The sequence below is a fragment of the Nonomuraea sp. NPDC005650 genome (assembly GCF_040605375.1).
Taxonomy (GTDB): domain Bacteria; phylum Actinomycetota; class Actinomycetes; order Streptosporangiales; family Streptosporangiaceae; genus Nonomuraea.
This window is the reverse complement of record NZ_JBEXCR010000001.1, coordinates 410,121-429,035: the sequence shown is the minus strand read 5'-3', so window position 1 is coordinate 429,035 and position 18,915 is coordinate 410,121. Positions and strand designations below refer to the sequence as shown.

Here is an 18,915-nt window from a genome sequence, read left to right as displayed (position 1 = left end):
TGAGTGAATCGGCAACGTCTCGATCACTCTAGGTTACGAAATGCAGACGAAGTGTAGTTAGGGGCCCCGTGTCGCCATTGCTCCCCCCGCCTGGCGCGGGTGTTCAGCCGGCCGCGGCGTCGTCGCCGCGGCCCGCGGGCAGGAACTCGGCGGTGCCGGCCTCGGAGGGCTCGCGATCGGGCCGCAACCCGCGCCAGGACGGGTGGCGCAGGCGGCCGTCGCCGGTGACCTCGGCGTACTGCACCTCGCCGACCACGCGTGGCTCCACCCACCGCGCCTCCCTGGCGTGCTCGCGCGGCACCGGCTCGCCGAACGGCGGATCGGGGCGCTCCAGGGGCGCCAGTCGCTCGCCCAGGTCGCGCAGCATGGCCTCGGTGAACCCCGTCCCGACGTGCCCCACGAACCGCAGCCGCCCCCGAAGGTCGTAGGCGCCCAGCAGCAGGGACCCGATCATCCCGGAACGCCGCCCGCCTCCCGGCTTCCAGCCGGCGATCACGACCTCGGCGGTGCGTACGTTCTTGACCTTCGTCCAGTCGCCGCTGCGCCTGCCGGGCCGGTACGGCGAGCCCATCCGCTTGCACACGACCCCTTCGAGCCCGAGCTGCCGGGAGGAGTCGAACGCGTGCCCGGCGTGGTCGGCGAACCACACGGGCACCTCCCACCGGAAGCCGGGCGTGAACGTGGTCTCGAGCAGTTCCCTGCGCGAGGTGTAGGGGCGGGAGACGGTGCTGTCGTCGTCGAGGTGCAGGATGTCGAACGCCATGAACGTCACCGGCACCGACCTGGCCAGCGCGGCCACCGCCGCCGGGTTGCGCTGGTGCATCCGGGGCTGCAGCGCCTCGAAGCTGGGCCGCCCGCTCTCGTCGAACGCCACGATCTCCCCGTCGATCACGGCCGCGTGCCCGTGGGCGGCGCCGGCCATGAGCTGGAGCTCGGGGTAGGCGGGGGTGATGTTCCTGGCGTTGCGCGACATCAGGCGGACGGCGCCGCCCTCGATGTAGGCGAGGGCGCGCACGCCGTCCCATTTCATCTCCACGGCCCAGTCCGCACCCTGGACGGAGCTCAGGGTGCCGGGCTGCGCCAGCATCGGCGCGTAGGCCGGCAGCCGCACCATGGTGCATGCCGTACCCGCCGGGCTGATCGACAGCGGCCGGCGGGGGTCTGCAGATGGTCAAGCGCCCGCCGCCGTGCCATCGGGTGACCGTGCGGGCGTGGACCTCATGGGCGGGCTCGGGGTTCTGGCTCGACATGGGCCGCCGGCGTCTGGGTAAAAGGAAATTGGCGCCTTTTTGGCGTCCTCTGTTAGCGGGGGCTCAGGACGGGCAGTGGTGACGGTTCTCGGCTTTCCCGGCCGTGGCCGTGCCCCCGTGACGGCCACGGCAGTGCCCCCGGCAAGGCCCGGTCCGGGGTGATGGCGGCCGTGGGCGCGACGTCGGTGAGCGCCGCCCACGGCCGCTCCCGCGGGCGGCGGCGCGCCGTCCGGATGGTGGACAGAACCTGATTCAGGGGCCGGACTCCGTAGACTGTGATGGTGATTTCCCGTATTGACATGCGTGGTTCTCTTCCGGAGAACCTGCGCGACGTGCTGCCCCGCGCCGAGCTCGACGTCGAGGCCGCCCTGGAGAAGGTGCGGCCCATCTGCGACGACGTGCGCCATCGCGGGGCGGCAGCCGTACGGGAGCTGACCGCCAGGTTCGACGGCGTCGAGATCGCCACCACCCGGGTCTCCGCCGAGGCCATCGACAGGTCCCTGCGCGAGCTCGACCCCAAGGTCAGGGCGGCGCTGGAGGAGTCGATCAGGCGGGCCAGGCTGGTCCACCGCGATCAGCGGCGCGCCGACGTCACCACGCAGGTCGTGCCCGGCGGCACCGTGACCGAGCGGTGGGTGCCCGTCGAGCGCGTGGGCCTCTACGTCCCCGGCGGCCGCGCGGTCTATCCGTCCAGCGTGGTCATGAACGTCGTCCCGGCCCAGGAGGCCGGCGTCGCCTCGCTGGCCGTGACCAGCCCGCCGCAGAAGGAGCACGGCGGGCTGCCGCACCCCACGATCCTGGCCGCGTGCGCGCTGCTCGGCGTGGACGAGGTCTACTCGGTGGGCGGGGCGCAGGCGGTGGCCATGTTCGCCTACGGCACCGAGGAGTGCCCGCCCGTCACGATGGTGACCGGTCCCGGCAACATCTGGGTGGCGGCGGCCAAGCGGCTGCTCAAGGGGCGCATCGGCATCGACTCCGAGGCGGGCCCGACCGAGATCGCCATCCTGGCCGACGAGACGGCCGACCCGGTCCACGTGGCCGCCGACCTGATCAGCCAGGCCGAGCACGACCCGATCGCCGCCGCCGTGCTGGTCACCACCAGCGTCGAGCTGGCCGACGCGGTCGAGAAGGAGCTGCCGGGCCAGGTGTCGGCGACCAGGCACTCCGAGCGCGTCGCCGAGGCGCTGGGCGGCAGGCAGTCGGGCATCGTGCTGGTCGGCTCCGTCGACGACGGCATCAAGGTCGTCGACGCGTACGCGGCCGAGCACCTGGAGATCCACACCGCGGACGCCGCGCGGGTCGCCGGAAGGATCCGCAACGCCGGGGCCGTCTTCGTGGGCCCGTACGCGCCCGTGTCGCTCGGCGACTACCTCGCCGGGTCCAACCACGTGCTGCCCACGGGCGGATGCGCCTGCCACTCCAGCGGCCTGTCGGTGCAGTCGTTCCTGCGCGGCGTCCACGTCGTCGACTACACCCGCGACGCCCTCGCGGGCGCGGCGGCCCATGTGTCGGTCCTGGCGGACGCCGAGGACCTCCCGGCCCACGGCGCCGCGATCCGCGCCCGATTCGACTGGCAGATTCCCACGGAGACCGCGTGAACCTCGACGACCTGCCCATCCGGGACGACCTCCGGGGTAAGTCGCCGTACGGCGCGCCCCAGATCGACGTCCCCGTCCGGCTCAACACCAACGAAAACCCCTACCCGCCCTCGCCCGAGCTGGTCGCCGACCTGGCCGAGGCGGTCCGGGCGAGCGCGGGCGAGCTCAACCGCTATCCCGACAGGGACGCGATGGCCCTGCGCGCCGACCTGGCCGCCTACCTCGGTCATGGCCTGACCACCGCGCAGGTGTGGGCCGCCAACGGCTCCAACGAGGTGCTCCAGCAGATCCTGCAGGCGTTCGGCGGCCACGGCCGCACGGCCATCGGGTTCGAGCCCTCGTACTCGATGCACCCGATCATCACCAGCGGCACCAGCACGGAGTGGATCGCGGCCAGCCGCGAGGACGACTTCTCGATCGACCCCGGCAAGGCGACGGCGGCGATCGAGGAGCTCCAGCCCGACATCGTGTTCCTGGCCTCGCCGAACAACCCGACGGGCACCGCCCAGCCGCTCGAGACCATCGAGGCCGTCCTGGCCGCCGCGCGGGGCATGGTGGTGGTCGACGAGGCCTACGCCGAGTTCGCCCGCGAGGGCACGCCGTCGGCGCTCACCCTGCTGCCCGAGCACCCCAGGCTGATCGTCACCAGGACGATGTCCAAGGCGTTCGCCATGGCGGGCACCAGGCTCGGCTACCTCGCCGCCCACCCGGCCGTGGTGGAGGCGCTGCTGCTGGTGCGCCTGCCGTATCACCTGTCCACGCTCACCCAGGCGGCGGCGCGGGTGGCGCTGCGGCACCGGGCCGAGCTGCTGGGCACGGTCGACGCGCTGCGGCGCGAGCGCGACGACACGGTCGCGTGGCTGCGCTCCAAGGGTCTGGCCGTGGCCGACTCCGACGCGAACTTCGTGCTGTTCGGGCGTTTCCCCGACCGGCGCAAGGTGTGGGAGGGGCTGCTGGAGCGCGGGGTGCTCATCCGCGAGGTGGGCCCGCCACAATGGCTGCGTGTGTCGATCGGCACCGGTGAGGAGATGGCGGCCTTCCGCGCCGCCCTGGAAGGAGTCCTGTGAGTCGCGTAGGCCGCGTCGAGCGCGTAACGAAGGAGACCTCGGTCCTGGTGGAGGTCGGCCTCGACGGCACCGGCCGGGTCGAGGTGTCGACCGGGGTCGGCTTCTTCGACCACATGCTGGCCCAGCTCGGCAAGCACGGGCTGTTCGACCTGACGGTCAAGACCGAGGGCGACCTGCACATCGACTCCCACCACACGATCGAGGACACCGCGCTCGCGCTGGGCGCCGCGTTCCGTGAGGCCCTGGGCGACAAGTCGGGCATCAGGCGCTTCGGCAGCGCGTCGTGCCCGCTGGACGAGTCGCTCGCCCAGGTCACCGTCGACCTGTCCGGCCGTCCCTACCTCGTGCACTCCGAGCCCGAGGGCATGGCGCCGATGATCGGCCCCGAGTACGACACGACGATGACCCGCCACATCCTGGAGTCGCTCGTCGCGCAGGCCGCGATCTGCCTGCACGTCCACGTGCCCTACGGGCGCAACGCCCACCACATCGTGGAGGCCCAGTTCAAGGCGCTGGCCAGGGCGCTGCGCGAGGCGTCGGAGCTCGATCCGCGCGCCACGGGCGTGCCGAGCACCAAGGGCGTCCTATGACCGAGAACGTCCTCGCCATCGCGATGGTGTTCATCGGGCTGTTCCTGATCGGCGGCGTGTTCTCGCTGTTCAGGCAGGGGTTGAAGATCGGTGCGGCCGTCTGCGCGCTGGGCGCGGCGATGGCGATCACGGCGGGGGTGCTGTGGTGGTAGGCAAGAAGGTCGTGGTGCTCGACTACGGCTCGGGCAACCTGCGCTCGGCCGAGCGGGCGCTGGCCAGGGTCGGCGCCGACGTGACCGTCACCGCCGACTTCGACGCCGCCATGGACGCCGACGGGCTGGTGGTCCCGGGCGTGGGCGCGTTCGAGGCGTGCATGACCGGGCTCAAGAGCGTGCGCGGCGAGCGGATCATCGGGCGGCGCCTGTCCGGCGGGCGTCCGGTGCTGGGCATCTGCGTGGGCATGCAGATCCTGTTCGCGCGGGGCGTCGAGCACGGCGTGGAGAGCGAGGGCTGCGCCGAGTGGCCGGGCACGGTGGAGCGGCTGGAGGCGCCCGTGCTGCCCCACATGGGGTGGAACACGGTCAAGGCGCCCGCCGACAGCGTGCTGTTCGCCGGGCTCGACGCCGCGACGCGTTTCTACTTCGTGCACTCGTACGGGGTGCGCGAGTGGGAGCTGCGCACCGGCGAGGGGTTCGCCGAGCCGCTGGTCACCTGGGCCGAGCACGGCGTGCCGTTCGTGGCCGCCGTCGAGAACGGCCCGCTCAAGGCCACCCAGTTCCACCCCGAGAAGTCCGGCGACGCCGGAGCCGTGCTGCTGAAGAACTGGCTCGGCACGCTGTGAGCGCCCTGAGCACCCGATCCGGGCTCTCATGAGCAAGGAACGCGCGCGCCGGCGGGCCGAACGGGAGGCGGAGCGGGCGCGCGCGATCCGGGCCAACGAGGAGCGGCAGGCCCGCCGGGCCCGCCGCCGCGCCCTCGTGACCCGGCTGACCCCGCGCCCGGTGCGCTTCTACCGCCAGGGCGGCCTGCTCGCCCGCCGCCATCGCGCCCAGAACATCGTGGTCGCGCTGGGTTTCCTGTTCGTCCAGGCCATCGTGTGGCTGGTGTGGGGCTCCTTCCCGCTCAGCCTCGCCGTCCTGGTCTTCTCCCTGCTGCTGGTGCCCGTTGTCGTGACCCTCGCTTTCGACCGGAGGATCTGAATGTCGCTCGTATTGCTGCCCGCCGTGGACGTCGTCGACGGCCAGGCCGTACGCCTGGTGCAGGGCGAGGCCGGGACCGAGACCGGCTACGGCGAGCCACTGGCCGCCGCGCTGGCCTGGCAGGAGGCGGGCGCCGAGTGGATCCATCTGGTCGACCTGGACGCCGCGTTCGGCCGGGGCACCAACCGTGAGCTGCTCGCCGACGTCATCGGACGGCTCGACGTGAACGTGGAGCTGTCCGGCGGCATCCGCGACGACGACTCCCTGGCCGCCGCGCTGGCCACCGGCTGCCGCCGGGTCAACATCGGCACCGCCGCCCTGGAGAATCCCGAATGGTGCCGGAAGGTCATCGCCGAGCACGGCGAGAGGATCGCGGTCGGGCTCGACGTGCGCGGCACCACGCTGGCCGCCCGCGGCTGGACCGAGGAGGGCGGTGACCTGTGGGAGGTCCTCGACCGCCTGGAGGCCGACGGCTGCCCCCGTTACGTCGTCACCGACGTGACCAAGGACGGCATGCTCAAGGGCCCCAACCTCGACCTCTACCGCCGGATCCTGGCCCGCACCGACCGGCCCGTCGTGGCCAGCGGCGGCGTGTCGTCCGTCGACGACCTGGTCGCGCTCGCGTCCCTCGTCCCCGATGGGCTGGAAGGCGCCATTGTGGGTAAGGCGCTCTACGCTCACGCGTTCACACTGGGAGACGCGCTTGCCGCAGTACGCGTGTAGCTCTTGCCGGGAGGGGGCGAGATGAGCGTCAGCATCTCTGGAATGGAAAGTACCGGGCGCAGGGTGTTCTCCGGCGGCATCTGGGAGGAGAGGTACGGCTACGCCCGTGCCGTCGTGGCGGGTGACCGGGTGATCGTGTCCGGCTGCACCGCGACGGTCGACGGGGAGGTGCGCCATGTCGGCGACGCCTACAGGCAGAGCCTGACCGCGATCGACATCGCGCTGGAGGCCGTCCTGATGGGCGGCCTGACCAGCGATGACGTGGTCATGGTCCGTTACTATGTGGTGGAGCAGCGCCACTTCGACCTGGTCGGGCAGGCCATCGGCGAGGTCTTTGGCAAGGTGCGTCCCGCCTGCACCGGAGTCAGGGTGGCCGGGCTGGTCGACCCGAGAATGCTGGTCGAGATCGAAATCGAGGCACACCGAGCATGACCGTAGCCGTAAGAGTCATCCCCTGTCTCGACGTGGACGCCGGCCGCGTGGTCAAGGGCATCAACTTCGAGAACCTCCGCGATGCGGGCGACCCGGTCGAGCTGGCCAGGCGCTATGACGAGGAGGGCGCCGACGAGCTGACCTTCCTCGACATCACCGCCTCGTCCGGCGAGCGGGAGACCATGCTCGACGTGGTGCGCAGGACCGCCGAGCAGGTGTTCATCCCGCTCACCGTCGGTGGCGGCGTGCGTGCGGTGGAGGACGTCAACCGCCTGCTGCGGGCCGGGGCCGACAAGGTGTCGCTCAACACGGCGGCCATCGCCCGGCCCGAGCTGCTCACGGAGGCGTCCCGGCGGTTCGGCGCCCAGTGCGTCGTGCTGTCCGTGGACGCCCGCCGCGCGCCCGGCACCCCCAGCGGGTTCGAGGTGACCACGCACGGCGGTCGCCGCGGCACCGGGATCGACGCGGTGGAGTGGGCGGCCCGCGGCGAGGAGCTCGGGGTGGGTGAGATCCTGCTCAACTCGATGGACGGCGACGGCACGCTCGACGGCTACGACCTGGAGATGTTGCGGGCGGTCCGCGCCGCAGTGCGGGTGCCGGTCATCGCCAGTGGCGGCGCCGGCCGGCTGGAGGACTTCCCTCCGGCGGTGGCGGCGGGCGCCGACGCGGTGCTCGCGGCGTCGGTGTTCCACTTCGGCACGCTCAAGATCTCCGAGGTCAAGGACACGCTCCGGCTGGCGGGCCACCCGGTCCGCTAGCCCGCGGGGCGTCGCGCGCGTGGGCGGGTCAGCGGGCCCGCCTGCGCGCATCCGTCAGAAGACCCGCAGGTGGTGGAACAGCTCGTACGCCACGTCCTTCGCGGCGAACGCCGCCGCCTCCGAGCGCTTCACGGCCAGGTACGCGCTGCGCCGCAGCGGCCCCAGCGCCTCCATGAGCACCTCGTCGGCCTCCAGCGCGTCCAGCGCCTCGTCCAGTGACGCGGGCAGGCGGGTGTACTGGCCGGGCCGCGTGTCCGGGTCCACGTCCACCGCGGGCCCCGGGTCCAGCTTGCGCCGGATGCCGTCCAGACCGGCGTGGATGACGGCCCCGAGCGACAGGTACGGGTTGGCGGAGGAGTCGGACGGCTTGAACTCCAGGTTGGGCTCGCCGCTCTCGCCGAGCGGGGAGCACACGCGTACCGCGGCCTCCCGGTTGTCGGGCCCGTGGACGGCGTAGGCGCTCGCCCACGTGCGGGGCGCCAGCCGCCGGAAGCTGTTGACGCTCCCGCACGTCAGCGCCGTCAGGCCGGGCAGGTGGGCCATCAGTCCGCCGATGAAACCGTCGCGCACCTCGCCGTCCTCGGCGAAGACGTTGCGGTTGTCCTTCCACAGGGACAGATGCAGGTGGGCGCCGTTGCCCGCCTGGTCGGCCAGCGGTTTGGGGGCCAGCGTGGCCCACATCTGCATGCGCAGGGCCGTCCCGCGCACGGTCTCGCGGTAGAGGACGTGGTTGTCGGCCGCGCGCAGCGCGGGCGCGTGGCGCACGGACAGCTCCTGCTGGCCGGGCCCCAGCTCGGGGTGGTAGTGCTCCACCCGCAGCCCCTGCGTCTCCAGGGCGCGGACGAGTTTGATCGTGTAGTCATGGGCCGTGTCGAAGCCGAGGTTGGCGTAGCACAGCGAGTCGTCGAGCGGGACCAGCCGGTCGGGGCCGCCGGCCGGGTCGGGCAGGCGGCGGCCCAGCGTGAACTCCGGCTCGAACGCCGCCACCAGCGTGTAGCCCTCGGTGGCGAGCTCGGCGATGGCGTCCTTGAGGAAGGTGCGCGCGCAGGCGCCCCACGGTGTGCCGTCCGGCAGGCACAGGTCGGACAGCATCGCCGCCGCGCCCGGTGCGTGGGGCAACGGGACGTAGGTGGCGGGGTCGGGGACAATGCGAACCTCGCCCACCGGACCCATGTGCTCGACGTCCTGGAGCTGGTCGAGCATGTTCATCGCCATCATGGCCACCGTGTGCCCGATGCCCGTGCCGAGCCGTTCGGCCAACCGCGACCGGGACGCGGCCTTGCCCCGGATGACGCCGCCGTGGTCGGCGTACAGAAAACGGATCAGCTCGATGCCCTCGAGCTCGGTTCGCTCAAGGATCCGCCGCGCGTTGGGATCGAGCTGATTGATCTTGGTGCCGCTCGGGCGATCTCTCATCCTGCCTGCGTAACACGATCCGGCAGCGCGGGGAAGCATCTGGCGCAGACAGAAGCCTCGCGTCAGGTCAGAACATTTGTGAAGAACACAGCCAATTGGTCGGCTCCGTGAAGGATGCCTTCAAACACTCCGTTGACCGCCGCCGCAGCCTGGGTCGGCTTGGTGAACAGGTAGAACACCACGAACGCGACAGCCACGTAGGTGATCACCTTCTTGACCTGCATGGGGGCCTCCTGCAGTCCATTCCCAGCCGTATATACCCGGATCTGGGCGATCATCGGCATCTTCTGTGAAGATGTACATGATCCTAACCGGGGGGCTTCCTTACTAGGCCAATGGTAAGCGCAGAAGGTCTGGCGTGAGCCCCTAGTTCACCGGGATTTCCGTGATAGGTCTTCTGGATCACCTAGACGCCGAGGGAGGCGTCGCGGAGCCGGTCGACGGCCTCCGGATCGCCGGTCAGCTCGACCCTGGCGTGCCGCTGCCGCCCGAAGCAGAACATGAGCAGTTCGGCCGCCCTGCCGGTGACCTCGACCCGCGCCCCGCCGCGGGGGCCGCCGAGCGCCACGCCGCCGCCGAGCCGGTGCAGCACCACGCCCACCGGCGCCTTGCGCAGCATCAGCCGGGCACCGGAGGCGACCCGCTTCCAGATGAGCCGTTCGAGGTCGTCGGACAGCTCGCGGGGCTCCCACGACGGCTGGGCGCGGCGGACGTCCTCGTGGTGGACGAAGAGCTCCAGCGTGTTGACGGCGTCGTCGAGGAAGGGCAGCAGCCCGTAGACGCCGCCCGGCGTGCGCGCCAGGTCGACCAGCTCGGGGTAGGGGTGCCGGGCCTTGAGGTCGTCCTGGACCGAGGCGGTGTAGCCGGCGAGGGGCTTGAGCGCGATGCCGCCCATCGCGTCGGGCCTGCGCTCGCGCAGCACGAGGTGGGCGGCCAGGTCGTAGGTGGTCCAGCCCGTGCAGAGCGTGGGGGCGTCGGGGCCGAGGCGGTCGAACAGATCGCAGAGCGCGGAGCGTTCGTCGCGAGCGTACGTCACGTGGTCAACCCTACCCGTGGGAATAACGTGCCTATCTGGAGTGATAGTGACTTAGGCAGATATAAAACGACTTGAAGGGAAACGTGCCGCGTGGCGACCAAGGTCACCTCGGCCGTGATGCGTCAAGGGCTGCGTGTCCTTGGGGTGGCCATTCGCACGGAGAAGGCGGTGTTCGCGCTGGCGGTGCTGGCCAGCGCGGTCTACGGCGGCATGACCGTCGCGTCCGCGTGGGCGCTCGGATGGGCGACGCAGAACGTGGTGCTGCCGGCCTTCGGGTCGGGCCGCATCGCCTCGGGGGCGCTGTGGACGGGAGTGCTCCTCATCGTCGGGACGGCGCTGCTCAAGGCGGTCGGCGTGGCCGGGCGCCGCATCCTGGCGGGGGTCATGCAGTACCGCATGCAGGCCAGGTCGCGCAGGGACGTGACCAAGCAGTACCTCAGGCTGCCGCTGTCCTGGCACCACCGGCACCCGACCGGGCAGCTCCTGTCGAACGCCAGCGCCGACGCCGAGGCCGCCTGGGCGCCGCTCGCGCCGCTGCCGATGGCCGTGGGCGTGATCGTCATGCTGTTCACGGCGGCGATCGCGATGCTGTTCACGGATCTCGTGCTCGCACTGGTTGGGTTCCTGATCTTTCCAGCTATCGCCGTACTTAACCTGATTTATCAGCGCAAGCTCAGCCCGCTCGCCACCCGCGCGCAGCAGCTGCGCGCCGAGGTCAGCGAGATCGCGCACGAGAGCTTCGACGGCGCGCTCGTCGTCAAGACGCTCGGCAGGGAGGAACTGGAGACCGACCGGTTCCGGCGGCGCGCGCACGAGCTGCGCGACGCCAACATCGCGGTCGGGCGCGTGCGCGGGCTGTTCGACCCGCTGCTGGAGGCGCTGCCCACGATCGGCGTGCTCGCGGTGCTCGCCGTCGGCGCGACGCGGCTGTCCGCCGGCGCGATCGACTCCGGGGACCTGGTGCAGGTGGCGTACCTGTTCACGCTGCTGTCCTTCCCGATCAGGGCGCTCGGGTGGGTGCTGGCCGAGCTGCCGCGCAGCGTCGTCGGCTGGCAGCGGGTGCAGGCCGTGCTGGAGGCCACCGGCTCCATGGAGTACGGCGGCGTGAGCGCCCCGGCCTCCGCCACCCCCGCCGCGCTGGAGATCTCGGACGTCTCCTACGCCTACGGCGAGGCCGAGGTGCTGCACGACGTCACCTTCGACGTGCCCGCCGGCCGTACCGTCGCCCTGGTCGGGCCCACCGGATCGGGCAAGTCCACGCTCGTGCAGCTGCTCGTCCGGCTCGTGGACCCCGGCACGGGACAGGTGCTGCTCGACGGCGTGGACCTGCGCGAGCTGGCCTACGGCGGCATCGCCGAGTCGGTGGCGCTGGTGCCGCAGCAGACGTTCCTGTTCGACGACAGCGTGCGCGGCAACATCGCGCTCGGGCTGGAGACCCCCGACGAGGACGTGTGGGCGGCCCTGCGGCTGGCCCAGGCCGACGGGTTCGTGGCCAGGCTCGGCGACGGGCTCGACACGCGGGTCGGCGAGCGCGGCGCGACGCTGTCCGGCGGCCAGCGCCAGCGCCTCGCGCTGGCCCGCGCGGTCGTGCGCCGGCCCCGGCTGCTCATCCTCGACGACGCCACCTCCAGCGTGGACCCGCAGGTCGAGGCCAAGATCCTGTACGGGCTGCGGGACGCGGCCCAGGCGTCGACCGTCGTGGTCGTCGCCTACCGGATGGCCACGATCGCCCTGGCCGACGAGGTGGTCTACCTCGACCACGGCCGGGTCGTGGACCGCGGGACGCACGATGAGCTGCTGGAGCGCTGCGAGGGCTACCGCAACCTGGTGACCGCCTACGAGCGCGAGGAGGCCGAGCGCGCCGCCATCGAGGTGCAGGCAGAAGAGGAAGAAGAGGTCAGCGCATGACGGCGCAGAGCATCCAGGGCAACTCCGAACGTTCGGCGATGGCCACGATCCGGCAGGGGCTCTCGCTCACGCCCGAGTTCCGCAAGGGGCTGGCGGGCACGCTGGCGCTGGCCGTCGTCGCGACCATCGGCAAGATCATCGTGCCGATCGCGGTCCAGCAGACGATCGACACGGGGCTCAAGGGCGGCTCGCCGGACATTCCGTACATCACCACGGCCGTACTTATCTGCGCGGCCGCGGTGCTGCTCACCGCCCTCGCCGCGTACATCATGAACGTCCGCCTCTACAAGGCCACCGAGTCGTCCCTGGCGACCCTGCGCGTGCGCGGCTTCCGTCACGTGCACGACCTGTCGGTGCTCACCCAGAACACCGAGCGGCGCGGCGCCCTGGTCTCCCGCGTCACCAACGACATCGACCAGATCAGCGCGTTCATGCAATGGGGCGGGCTGATGATCATCGTGGCGTTCGGGCAGCTGTTCGTGGCGACCGTGCTCATGTTCGTCTACTCCTGGCAGCTCACGCTGCTCGTCTGGGTCTGCTTCATCCCGCTGATGATCGCGCTGCCGCGCTTCCAGCGGCTGCTGTCGCGGGCCTACACGATCGTGCGCGAGCGCACCGGCGACATGCTGGCCGCGGTCAGCGAGTCCGTCGTCGGGGCCACCGTCATCAGGGCGTACGCCTCCGAGCGCCGCACCGCCGAGCGCATCGACACGGCCGTGGACGCCAACCGCGGCGCCCAGGTCAGGGCGCAGACCATCGTCGGCTTCGTCTTCCCCCTGACCGAGATCGTGGCCGCCGTCGCCATCGCCGGGATCGTGCTGCTCGGTGTCCGGCTCGGCCTGTCGGGCGACATCACGCAGGGGCAGCTGGTGGCGTTCCTGTTCCTGGTCACCCTGTTCGTCTCGCCGCTGCAGACGGCCACCGAGGTGCTGAACGAGGCCCAGAACGCCATCGCCGGCTGGCGGCGCATCCTGGGCGTGCTCGACACGCCGGCCGACGTGGCCGACCCCGGCGACAAGGGCGTGACCCTGCCCCGCGGCCCCATCTCGGTCGCCTTCGAGAACGTGCACTTCTCCTATCCCGGCGGCGCGCCCGTGCTGCGCGAGCTCTCGGTGGACATCCCGCCGCGCTCGCGGGTCGCGGTGGTGGGGGAGACGGGGTCGGGCAAGACCACGTTCGCCAAGCTCCTGACCCGCCTCATGGACCCGGCCGCGGGCCGCGTCACGGTGGACGGCCACGACCTGCGCGACGTCCGCTTCTCCTCGCTGCGCGAGCGCATCGTCATGGTGCCGCAGGACGGCTTCCTGTTCGACGGGACGCTGGCGGAGAACGTCCGCTTCGGCAAGCCGTCGGCCACCGTCGAGGAGATCCGGCTGGCGATGACCGAGCTGGGCCTGGCCGACTGGCTGGAGGGCCTGCCCGCCGGGCTGGACACCCCGGTGGGCCAGCGCGGCGAGTCCCTCTCCGCGGGCGAGCGGCAGCTCGTCGCGCTGGCGCGGGCGTACCTGGCCGACCCCGACCTGCTCCTGCTGGACGAGGCCACCTCGGCGGTGGACCCGGCCACGGAGGTACGGCTGGCGCGGGCGCTGGAGGGCGTGACGCGGGGCCGTACGGCCGTCTCGATCGCGCACCGCCTGTCGACGGCGGAGAACGCCGACGAGGTCCTGGTCTTCGACGCGGGCCGCCTGGTGCAGCGCGGCCCGCACGCCGAGCTGGTGGCCGAGCCGGGCGTCTACGCCGACCTGCACGCGTCGTGGGTGTCGGCGGCCCGCTCCTGACCGAACGTGACGTCCTGCCCGCGTGCCCGGTAAACCGGGCGCGCGGGCAGGCTGGTTGAATGGAACGCATGTCCCTTGACCCCAAGATCGCCGCGCGGCTGAAGCGCGACGCCGACGGCCTCGTCGCCGCCATCGCCCAGCAGTACGACACCGGCGAGGTGCTCATGCTGGCCTGGATGAACGACGAGGCGCTGCATCGGACGCTCACCACCGGCCGGGCCACCTACTGGTCCCGCAGCCGCGCCGAGCTCTGGGTGAAGGGCGACACCTCCGGCCACGTCCAGCACGTCAAGGCGGTGGCGCTCGACTGCGACGGCGACGCCGTCCTCGTCAAGGTCGACCAGGTCGACGGCGCGTGCCACACCGGAGACCGCACGTGCTTCGACGCCGACCAGCTCGAGATCCCGCTCGGATAGCAGGCCGCATGGGGCACAGAGAGCTGTGGGGCTGGGTCGGGGCGACCGTTCTGGGGTGCGCGCTCGTGCTGTTCGGCGCGGGCCAGACCTGGGCACGGATCCTGGAGGCGGGCGTGACGGCGCCCACCGGAGGCGGGCTCAGCCCCGTGCTGACCCCCGTCGCCCTGGCCGCGCTGGCCGGGGTCGTGGCGGTGCTGGCCACCAAGGGCGCGGGGCGCCGCGTCGTCGGGGCGCTGATCGCCCTGTGCGGGCTGGGCGCGGCGGCGGGGACGTGGGCGGCGCTGGCCGGCGACACCGTCACCGCCTGGCTGCGCGAGCAGAACGTCCTGCGCGGCGCCGCCGACCTGCCCTGGGAGATCGCCCCGCTCTGGCCGGCGGTCACGGCCGCCGGGGCGCTGCTGGTGACCGCCGGCGGGATCGTCGCGATCGTGCGCGGCGGCAGGTGGGCGGGGATGTCGGCGCGCTACGACCGGGGCGCCGGCAAGGCCCGCGCCGAGGTCAAGGACGACAGGGCGCTGTGGGACGCGCTCGACCGCGGCGACGACCCCACCGACCCCCGCTGACCACGCCCGGGGCGGGCCCGCCGCTATGACGATTTCTTTACTGTTCTGAACCTGTGTCTGCTTGGCAAACGTTTCCTCAATAAGCTGCCGTTGCAACTCGCCACGAACACTTAGGAGCCAAGCGCATGAGCTACGGGGATCAGGGCGGCAGCGGCGGCTACGGCGCGCAGCAGCCCGGCGGAGGATACGGCCAGCAGCCCCCCAGCGGGAGCGGCGGGTACGGTCAGCAGCCGCCCAGCCACGGGGGCGGTTACGGTCAGCAGCCCCCGGCCGGAGGCGGCTACGGTCAGCAGCCGGCCAGCGGGGGCGGCTACGGTCAGGGCGGATACGGCGAGCAGCCGCCCAGCTACGAGCAGCCCCTCGGCTACGGCCAGCAGCCCCCGAGCGCGGGCGGCTATGGCCAGCAGCCGCCCAGCTACGGCCAGCAGGCCTATGGCCAGCAGGGCTACGGGCAACAGGGCTACGGGCAGCAGGGTTACGGCATGCCGCCCCAGCAGCCCAGGTCCACCAACGGCATGGCGGTGGCCTCGCTCGTCCTGGGCATCATCGGCCTGATCTTCTGCGGCATCACCAGCATCCCGGGCGTGATCCTCGGCCACATCGCCCTCAACCGGATCAAGAAGACCGGCGAGGAGGGCTCGGGCATGGCCGTCGGGGGTCTGGTCACGTCCTACATCACGGTCGTGATCTGGGTGCTGTGCTGGCTCATCTTCGGCGGATTCATCCTGTCCATGATCGGGCTGAGCGCCGCCGCCACGTCGTCCTCGTACGACTACTAACCGGTCGGTAACCCTCCGCGAGCATGGCCGCACCGTGACGACCCGCTTGCGGTCCGATTACGAATTGTCCGCAAAATGGACGTTCTTCCACGTGGGAGGCATAACCTCGCTAGGCTGCCGCGCGCAACTCGCCATAGAGAACGACATGAGAGGTCATTCATGAGTTACGGAAACCAGGGCGACGGCGGCTATGGTTCGCAGCCGCCCGGTGGCGGCTACGGCGGCCAGCAGCCCCCCGGCGGCGGTGGTTACGGTCAGCAGCCCCCGAGCAGTGGCGGTTATGGCCAGCAGCCTCCGAGCGGTGGCGGCTACGGCGGTGGCTACGGCCAGCAGCCCCCCAGCGGTGGCGGCTATGGCCAGCAGCCCCCGAGTGGCGGTGGTTACGGTCAGCAGCCTCCGAGCGGTGGCGGCTACGGCGGCGGTTACGGCCAGCAGCCCCCGGCCGGCGGCAACCCGCCGGACAACCACCTGGTGGCGGCCATCCTGACCACCCTGTTCTGCTGCCTTCCGCTGGGCATCGTGTCGATCGTCAAGTCGACGCAGGTCAACTCGAAGTGGCAGGTCGGCGACTACCAGGGCGCCGCGCTCGCGAGCGAGGAGGCGAAGACCTGGTGGAAGCGGTCCCTCATCGCCGGCGCCATCTGGTGGGTGCTGGTCATCCTCTTCTACGTCGTGGTGTTCGTCCTCCTGGCTGCCAGCGTCCCGAGCTCGAGTTACTGAGGCCGGAAGGCGGATACTGGAAGCATGAGCATCGCAACCACCGAGCGGCGCGGCGCGGCACGCCTCAAGGGCCTGCTCGCGCCGCTCGGTGTTGCGGGCGCGGCGGCCGCCGTGTTCGCGTTCGTCGGGATGGTGGACCCCAACCAGCCGGGCCACTACCCGACCTGCCCGTTCCTGGCGATCACCCACCTCTACTGCCCGGGCTGCGGCACGCTGCGGACCATCCACGCGCTCGCCCATCTCGACCCGGCCACCGCGCTCGGGATGAACCCTCTTGCCGTGGCCATGATGCCGTTCCTGCTGTTCTGGTGGGGGAGATGGGTCCTACGCGCCTGGCAGGGCCGGCCGAGACGCACCACGCTCGCCCATCCGGCGTGGCTGTGGGCGTTCCTCACCCTCGTCATGGTCTACTGGGTCGTCCGTAACCTGCCGTTCGGGGCGTTCCTCGCTCCGTAGGGCCTGCCACTCGGGGGGCCTGTGGTGAGGTGACCCCGTGTGGGCCGATACCATCGCAGGACAAGGCAGAGAGCGGACGCGACGCGAACTCTCCGCCGCCCCCACAGTCGACCGGAGGGACCTCAAGCGCGTGAGTGAGCGGACGGAAGGGCCGAGTGTCCTCGACGACATCCTCGACGGGGTGCGCGCCGACCTCGCCGCACGACAGCAGGCCGTGTCCATTGAGGAGCTCAAGCGGCGGGCCGAGCGCGCCCACGCCCCCAGAGACGCCATGGCCGCGCTCGGGGGCGACAGGATCTCGGTGATCGCCGAGGTCAAGCGGTCGAGCCCGTCCAAGGGCGCGCTGGCCGCGATCGCCGACCCGGCCGCGCTGGCGGCCGACTACGAAGAGGGCGGCGCCCACGTCATCAGCGTGCTGACCGAGCGCCGCAAGTTCGGCGGCAGCCTCGACGACCTGGCGGCGGTGCGCGCCCGGGTCGACATCCCGATCCTGCGTAAAGACTTCATCCTCACCTCTTACCAGCTCTGGGAGGCCAGGGCCCACGGCGCCGACCTGGCGCTGCTGATGGTCGTCTGCCTGGAGCAGGAGGCGCTGGTGTCGCTGATCGAGCGGGCCGAGTCGATCGGGCTCACCCCGCTGGTCGAGGTGCACACCGACGAGGAGCTCGAGCGGGCGGTCGCCGCCGGCGCCCGGGTCATCGGGATCAACGCCCGCAACCTGAAGACACTCGAGGTCGACCGCGAGGTCTTCACGAAGCTGGCGCCCAAGATCCCCGATAATGTGATCAAGGTTGCCGAGTCGGGCGTGCGTGGCCCGCATGACCTGCTCGCCTACGCCAGGGCCGGCGCCGACGCCGTCCTGGTGGGGGAGAGCCTGGTCACCGGCAAGGACCCGCGCAAGGCAGTGGAGGCCCTGGTGACCGCCGGCGCCCATCCGTCGACGCGCCCCGACCACTCAGCAGAGGGATAGCAGTGGCACACGAAGGCTCCATCCTGACCGCCGCCGACCTGGCGGGCAACGGCCCGCACGGCGACGACCCCGACGTGCACGGCAAGTTCGGCATCTTCGGTGGCCGGTTCGTCCCCGAGGCGCTCATCCCGGCGCTCGACGAGGTGGCCGCGGTCTACGAGAAGGCCAAGAACGACGCGGAGTTCCTGCGCGAGTTCGACCATCTGCTGCGCACGTACGCGGGCCGGCCCACCACGCTGACCGACGTGCCGCGCTTCAGCGAGCAGGCCGGCGGCGCCCGGATCGTGCTCAAGCGCGAAGATCTCACCCACACCGGCGCCCACAAGATCAACAACGTGCTCGGCCAGGCCCTGCTGACCAAGCGGCTGGGCAAGAAGCGCGTGATCGCCGAGACCGGCGCGGGCCAGCACGGCGTGGCCACCGCCACCGCGGCCGCCCTGCTCGGCCTGGAGTGCGTGATCTACATGGGCGAGGTCGACTGCGAGCGCCAGGCGCTCAACGTCGCCAGGATGAAGCTGCTCGGCGCCACCGTGGTGCCGGTGACCAACGGCTCCCAGACGCTGAAAGACGCCATCAACGAGGCGTTCCGCGACTGGGTGACCAACGTCGACACCACCCACTACCTGTTCGGCACGGTCGCCGGGCCCCACCCGTTCCCCGAGATCGTGCGCGACTTCGCGCGCATCATCGGCGTCGAGGCCCGCCGCCAGATCCAGGAGCTGACCGGCGGCCTGCCCGACGCGGTGTGCGCGGCGGTCGGCGGCGGCAGCAACGCGATCGGCATCTTCCACGCGTTCATCGGCGACGAGGGCGTGCAGCTGCACGGCTACGAGGCCGCCGGGCACGGCCTGGAGTCCGGCGAGCACGCGCTCACGCTCACCGCCGGCTCGGTCGGCGTGCTGCACGGCTCGCGCACCTACGTGCTGCAGGACGACGAGGGCCAGACCATCGAGTCCCACTCGATCTCGGCCGGGCTCGACTACCCGGGCGTCGGCCCCGAGCACGCCTGGCTGAAGGACTCGGGCCGCGCTACCTACCACGGCGTCACCGACGACCAGGCGATGGCCGCGTTCTCGCTGCTGGCCAGGACCGAGGGCATCATCCCGGCCATCGAGTCCTCCCACGCCCTGGCGGGCGCGCTGGAGCTGGGCCGCGAGCTCGGCCCCGAGGCCACCATCCTGGTCAACCTCTCCGGGCGGGGCGACAAAGACATGGGCACGGCGATGAAATACTTCAACCTCTGACGAGCCACCACCCCGGCGCGGGGCCTCGCGCCGGGGGATAACAGGTGGGACTCGACCTTCGAAACGGACAGA

At 71.5% G+C, this 18,915-nt stretch carries 22 protein-coding genes; 18 read left to right on the top strand and 4 right to left on the bottom strand.

Annotated features, from left to right (window positions below; all coding sequences use genetic code 11):
* Positions 1-103 precede the first annotated feature (103 nt).
* On the bottom strand, positions 104-1,114 hold the full coding sequence (ligD, locus tag ABZS69_RS01965; RefSeq protein ID WP_355364833.1) for a non-homologous end-joining DNA ligase: 1,011 nt from the start codon (positions 1,112-1,114) through the stop codon (positions 104-106).
* Between the two features lie 417 nt (positions 1,115-1,531).
* On the opposite strand from ligD, the gene hisD reads away from it, so the two are divergent.
* Genes hisD through hisF form a run of 9 tightly spaced genes read left to right on the top strand, consistent with a single transcriptional unit; the run spans position 1,532 to position 7,557 of the window.
* The gene (gene hisD / locus ABZS69_RS01960; RefSeq protein WP_355364830.1) at positions 1,532-2,848 is read left to right on the top strand and encodes a histidinol dehydrogenase; all 1,317 of its coding nucleotides are present in this window, start codon (positions 1,532-1,534) and stop codon (positions 2,846-2,848) included.
* Positions 2,845-3,915, top strand: a complete 1,071-nt coding sequence (locus ABZS69_RS01955) for a histidinol-phosphate transaminase (RefSeq protein ID WP_355364827.1) — start codon at positions 2,845-2,847, stop codon at positions 3,913-3,915. The genes hisD and ABZS69_RS01955 overlap by 4 nt, the downstream gene beginning before the upstream one ends.
* The gene (hisB, locus tag ABZS69_RS01950) at positions 3,912-4,505 is read left to right on the top strand and encodes an imidazoleglycerol-phosphate dehydratase HisB (protein WP_185073043.1); all 594 of its coding nucleotides are present in this window, start codon (positions 3,912-3,914) and stop codon (positions 4,503-4,505) included. Before ABZS69_RS01955 ends, hisB begins: the two co-directional genes overlap by 4 nt.
* Entirely contained in the window at positions 4,502-4,657 is a 156-nt protein-coding gene (locus ABZS69_RS01945) for a hypothetical protein (RefSeq protein ID WP_355364824.1), read from the top strand. Before hisB ends, ABZS69_RS01945 begins: the two co-directional genes overlap by 4 nt.
* Entirely contained in the window at positions 4,648-5,286 is a 639-nt protein-coding gene (gene hisH / locus ABZS69_RS01940; RefSeq protein WP_355364821.1) for an imidazole glycerol phosphate synthase subunit HisH, read from the top strand. Before ABZS69_RS01945 ends, hisH begins: the two co-directional genes overlap by 10 nt.
* Before the next feature lie 28 nt (positions 5,287-5,314).
* Positions 5,315-5,644: a hypothetical protein gene (locus ABZS69_RS01935; protein WP_355364819.1), complete on the top strand. Its 330-nt coding sequence runs from the start codon at positions 5,315-5,317 to the stop codon at positions 5,642-5,644.
* The gene (priA, locus tag ABZS69_RS01930; protein ID WP_355364816.1) at positions 5,645-6,367 is read left to right on the top strand and encodes a bifunctional 1-(5-phosphoribosyl)-5-((5-phosphoribosylamino)methylideneamino)imidazole-4-carboxamide isomerase/phosphoribosylanthranilate isomerase PriA; all 723 of its coding nucleotides are present in this window, start codon (positions 5,645-5,647) and stop codon (positions 6,365-6,367) included.
* 42 nt (positions 6,368-6,409) lie between these two features.
* On the top strand, positions 6,410-6,799 hold the full coding sequence (locus ABZS69_RS01925; protein ID WP_355364813.1) for a Rid family hydrolase: 390 nt from the start codon (positions 6,410-6,412) through the stop codon (positions 6,797-6,799).
* Complete coding sequence (hisF, locus tag ABZS69_RS01920) at positions 6,796-7,557, top strand: imidazole glycerol phosphate synthase subunit HisF (protein ID WP_355364810.1); 762 nt, start codon at positions 6,796-6,798, stop codon at positions 7,555-7,557. Before ABZS69_RS01925 ends, hisF begins: the two co-directional genes overlap by 4 nt.
* A 54-nt stretch (positions 7,558-7,611) precedes the next feature.
* Here hisF and ABZS69_RS01915 read toward each other — a convergent pair whose 3' ends face one another.
* The 3 genes from ABZS69_RS01915 to ABZS69_RS01905 all read right to left on the bottom strand — a co-directional run bounded on the left by ABZS69_RS01915 (position 7,612) and on the right by ABZS69_RS01905 (position 10,009).
* Positions 7,612-8,973: a glutamine synthetase family protein gene (locus tag ABZS69_RS01915; RefSeq protein ID WP_355364807.1), complete on the bottom strand. Its 1,362-nt coding sequence runs from the start codon at positions 8,971-8,973 to the stop codon at positions 7,612-7,614.
* Positions 8,974-9,035: 62 nt separating this feature from the next.
* Complete coding sequence (locus ABZS69_RS01910; protein WP_185079467.1) at positions 9,036-9,251, bottom strand: hypothetical protein; 216 nt, start codon at positions 9,249-9,251, stop codon at positions 9,036-9,038.
* A 128-nt stretch (positions 9,252-9,379) separates the two neighbouring features.
* A complete protein-coding gene (locus tag ABZS69_RS01905; protein WP_355364804.1) occupies positions 9,380-10,009 on the bottom strand; it encodes a TIGR03085 family metal-binding protein in 630 nt (209 codons plus the stop codon).
* A gap of 117 nt (positions 10,010-10,126) precedes the next feature.
* Here ABZS69_RS01905 and ABZS69_RS01900 point away from each other — a divergent pair, with 117 nt between their 5' ends.
* From ABZS69_RS01900 to trpB, 9 genes are all read left to right on the top strand, one after another.
* Positions 10,127-11,917: an ABC transporter ATP-binding protein gene (locus ABZS69_RS01900; RefSeq protein WP_355365317.1), complete on the top strand. Its 1,791-nt coding sequence runs from the start codon at positions 10,127-10,129 to the stop codon at positions 11,915-11,917.
* Positions 11,914-13,695, top strand: a complete 1,782-nt coding sequence (locus ABZS69_RS01895; RefSeq protein ID WP_355364801.1) for an ABC transporter ATP-binding protein — start codon at positions 11,914-11,916, stop codon at positions 13,693-13,695. The genes ABZS69_RS01900 and ABZS69_RS01895 overlap by 4 nt, the downstream gene beginning before the upstream one ends.
* A 59-nt stretch (positions 13,696-13,754) precedes the next feature.
* Entirely contained in the window at positions 13,755-14,111 is a 357-nt protein-coding gene (gene hisI / locus ABZS69_RS01890) for a phosphoribosyl-AMP cyclohydrolase (protein ID WP_355364798.1), read from the top strand.
* An 8-nt stretch (positions 14,112-14,119) separates the two neighbouring features.
* Complete coding sequence (locus ABZS69_RS01885) at positions 14,120-14,674, top strand: Trp biosynthesis-associated membrane protein (protein ID WP_355364795.1); 555 nt, start codon at positions 14,120-14,122, stop codon at positions 14,672-14,674.
* A gap of 125 nt (positions 14,675-14,799) precedes the next feature.
* Positions 14,800-15,453, top strand: a complete 654-nt coding sequence (locus ABZS69_RS01880; protein ID WP_355364792.1) for a DUF4190 domain-containing protein — start codon at positions 14,800-14,802, stop codon at positions 15,451-15,453.
* A 159-nt stretch (positions 15,454-15,612) separates the two neighbouring features.
* The gene (locus ABZS69_RS01875) at positions 15,613-16,173 is read left to right on the top strand and encodes a CD225/dispanin family protein (RefSeq protein WP_355364789.1); all 561 of its coding nucleotides are present in this window, start codon (positions 15,613-15,615) and stop codon (positions 16,171-16,173) included.
* A 24-nt stretch (positions 16,174-16,197) separates the two neighbouring features.
* Positions 16,198-16,629 (top strand): DUF2752 domain-containing protein, encoded by a 432-nt coding sequence (locus ABZS69_RS01870; protein ID WP_355364786.1) that lies wholly within the window; start codon positions 16,198-16,200, stop codon positions 16,627-16,629.
* Between the two features lie 130 nt (positions 16,630-16,759).
* A complete protein-coding gene (trpC, locus tag ABZS69_RS01865) occupies positions 16,760-17,599 on the top strand; it encodes an indole-3-glycerol phosphate synthase TrpC (RefSeq protein WP_355364783.1) in 840 nt (279 codons plus the stop codon).
* Positions 17,600-17,637: 38 nt separating this feature from the next.
* Positions 17,638-18,843 carry a tryptophan synthase subunit beta gene (trpB, locus tag ABZS69_RS01860; protein ID WP_355365314.1) on the top strand — a complete coding sequence of 402 codons (1,206 nt, stop codon included), beginning with the start codon at positions 17,638-17,640 and terminating at the stop codon, positions 18,841-18,843.
* Positions 18,844-18,915: the final 72 nt, after the last annotated feature.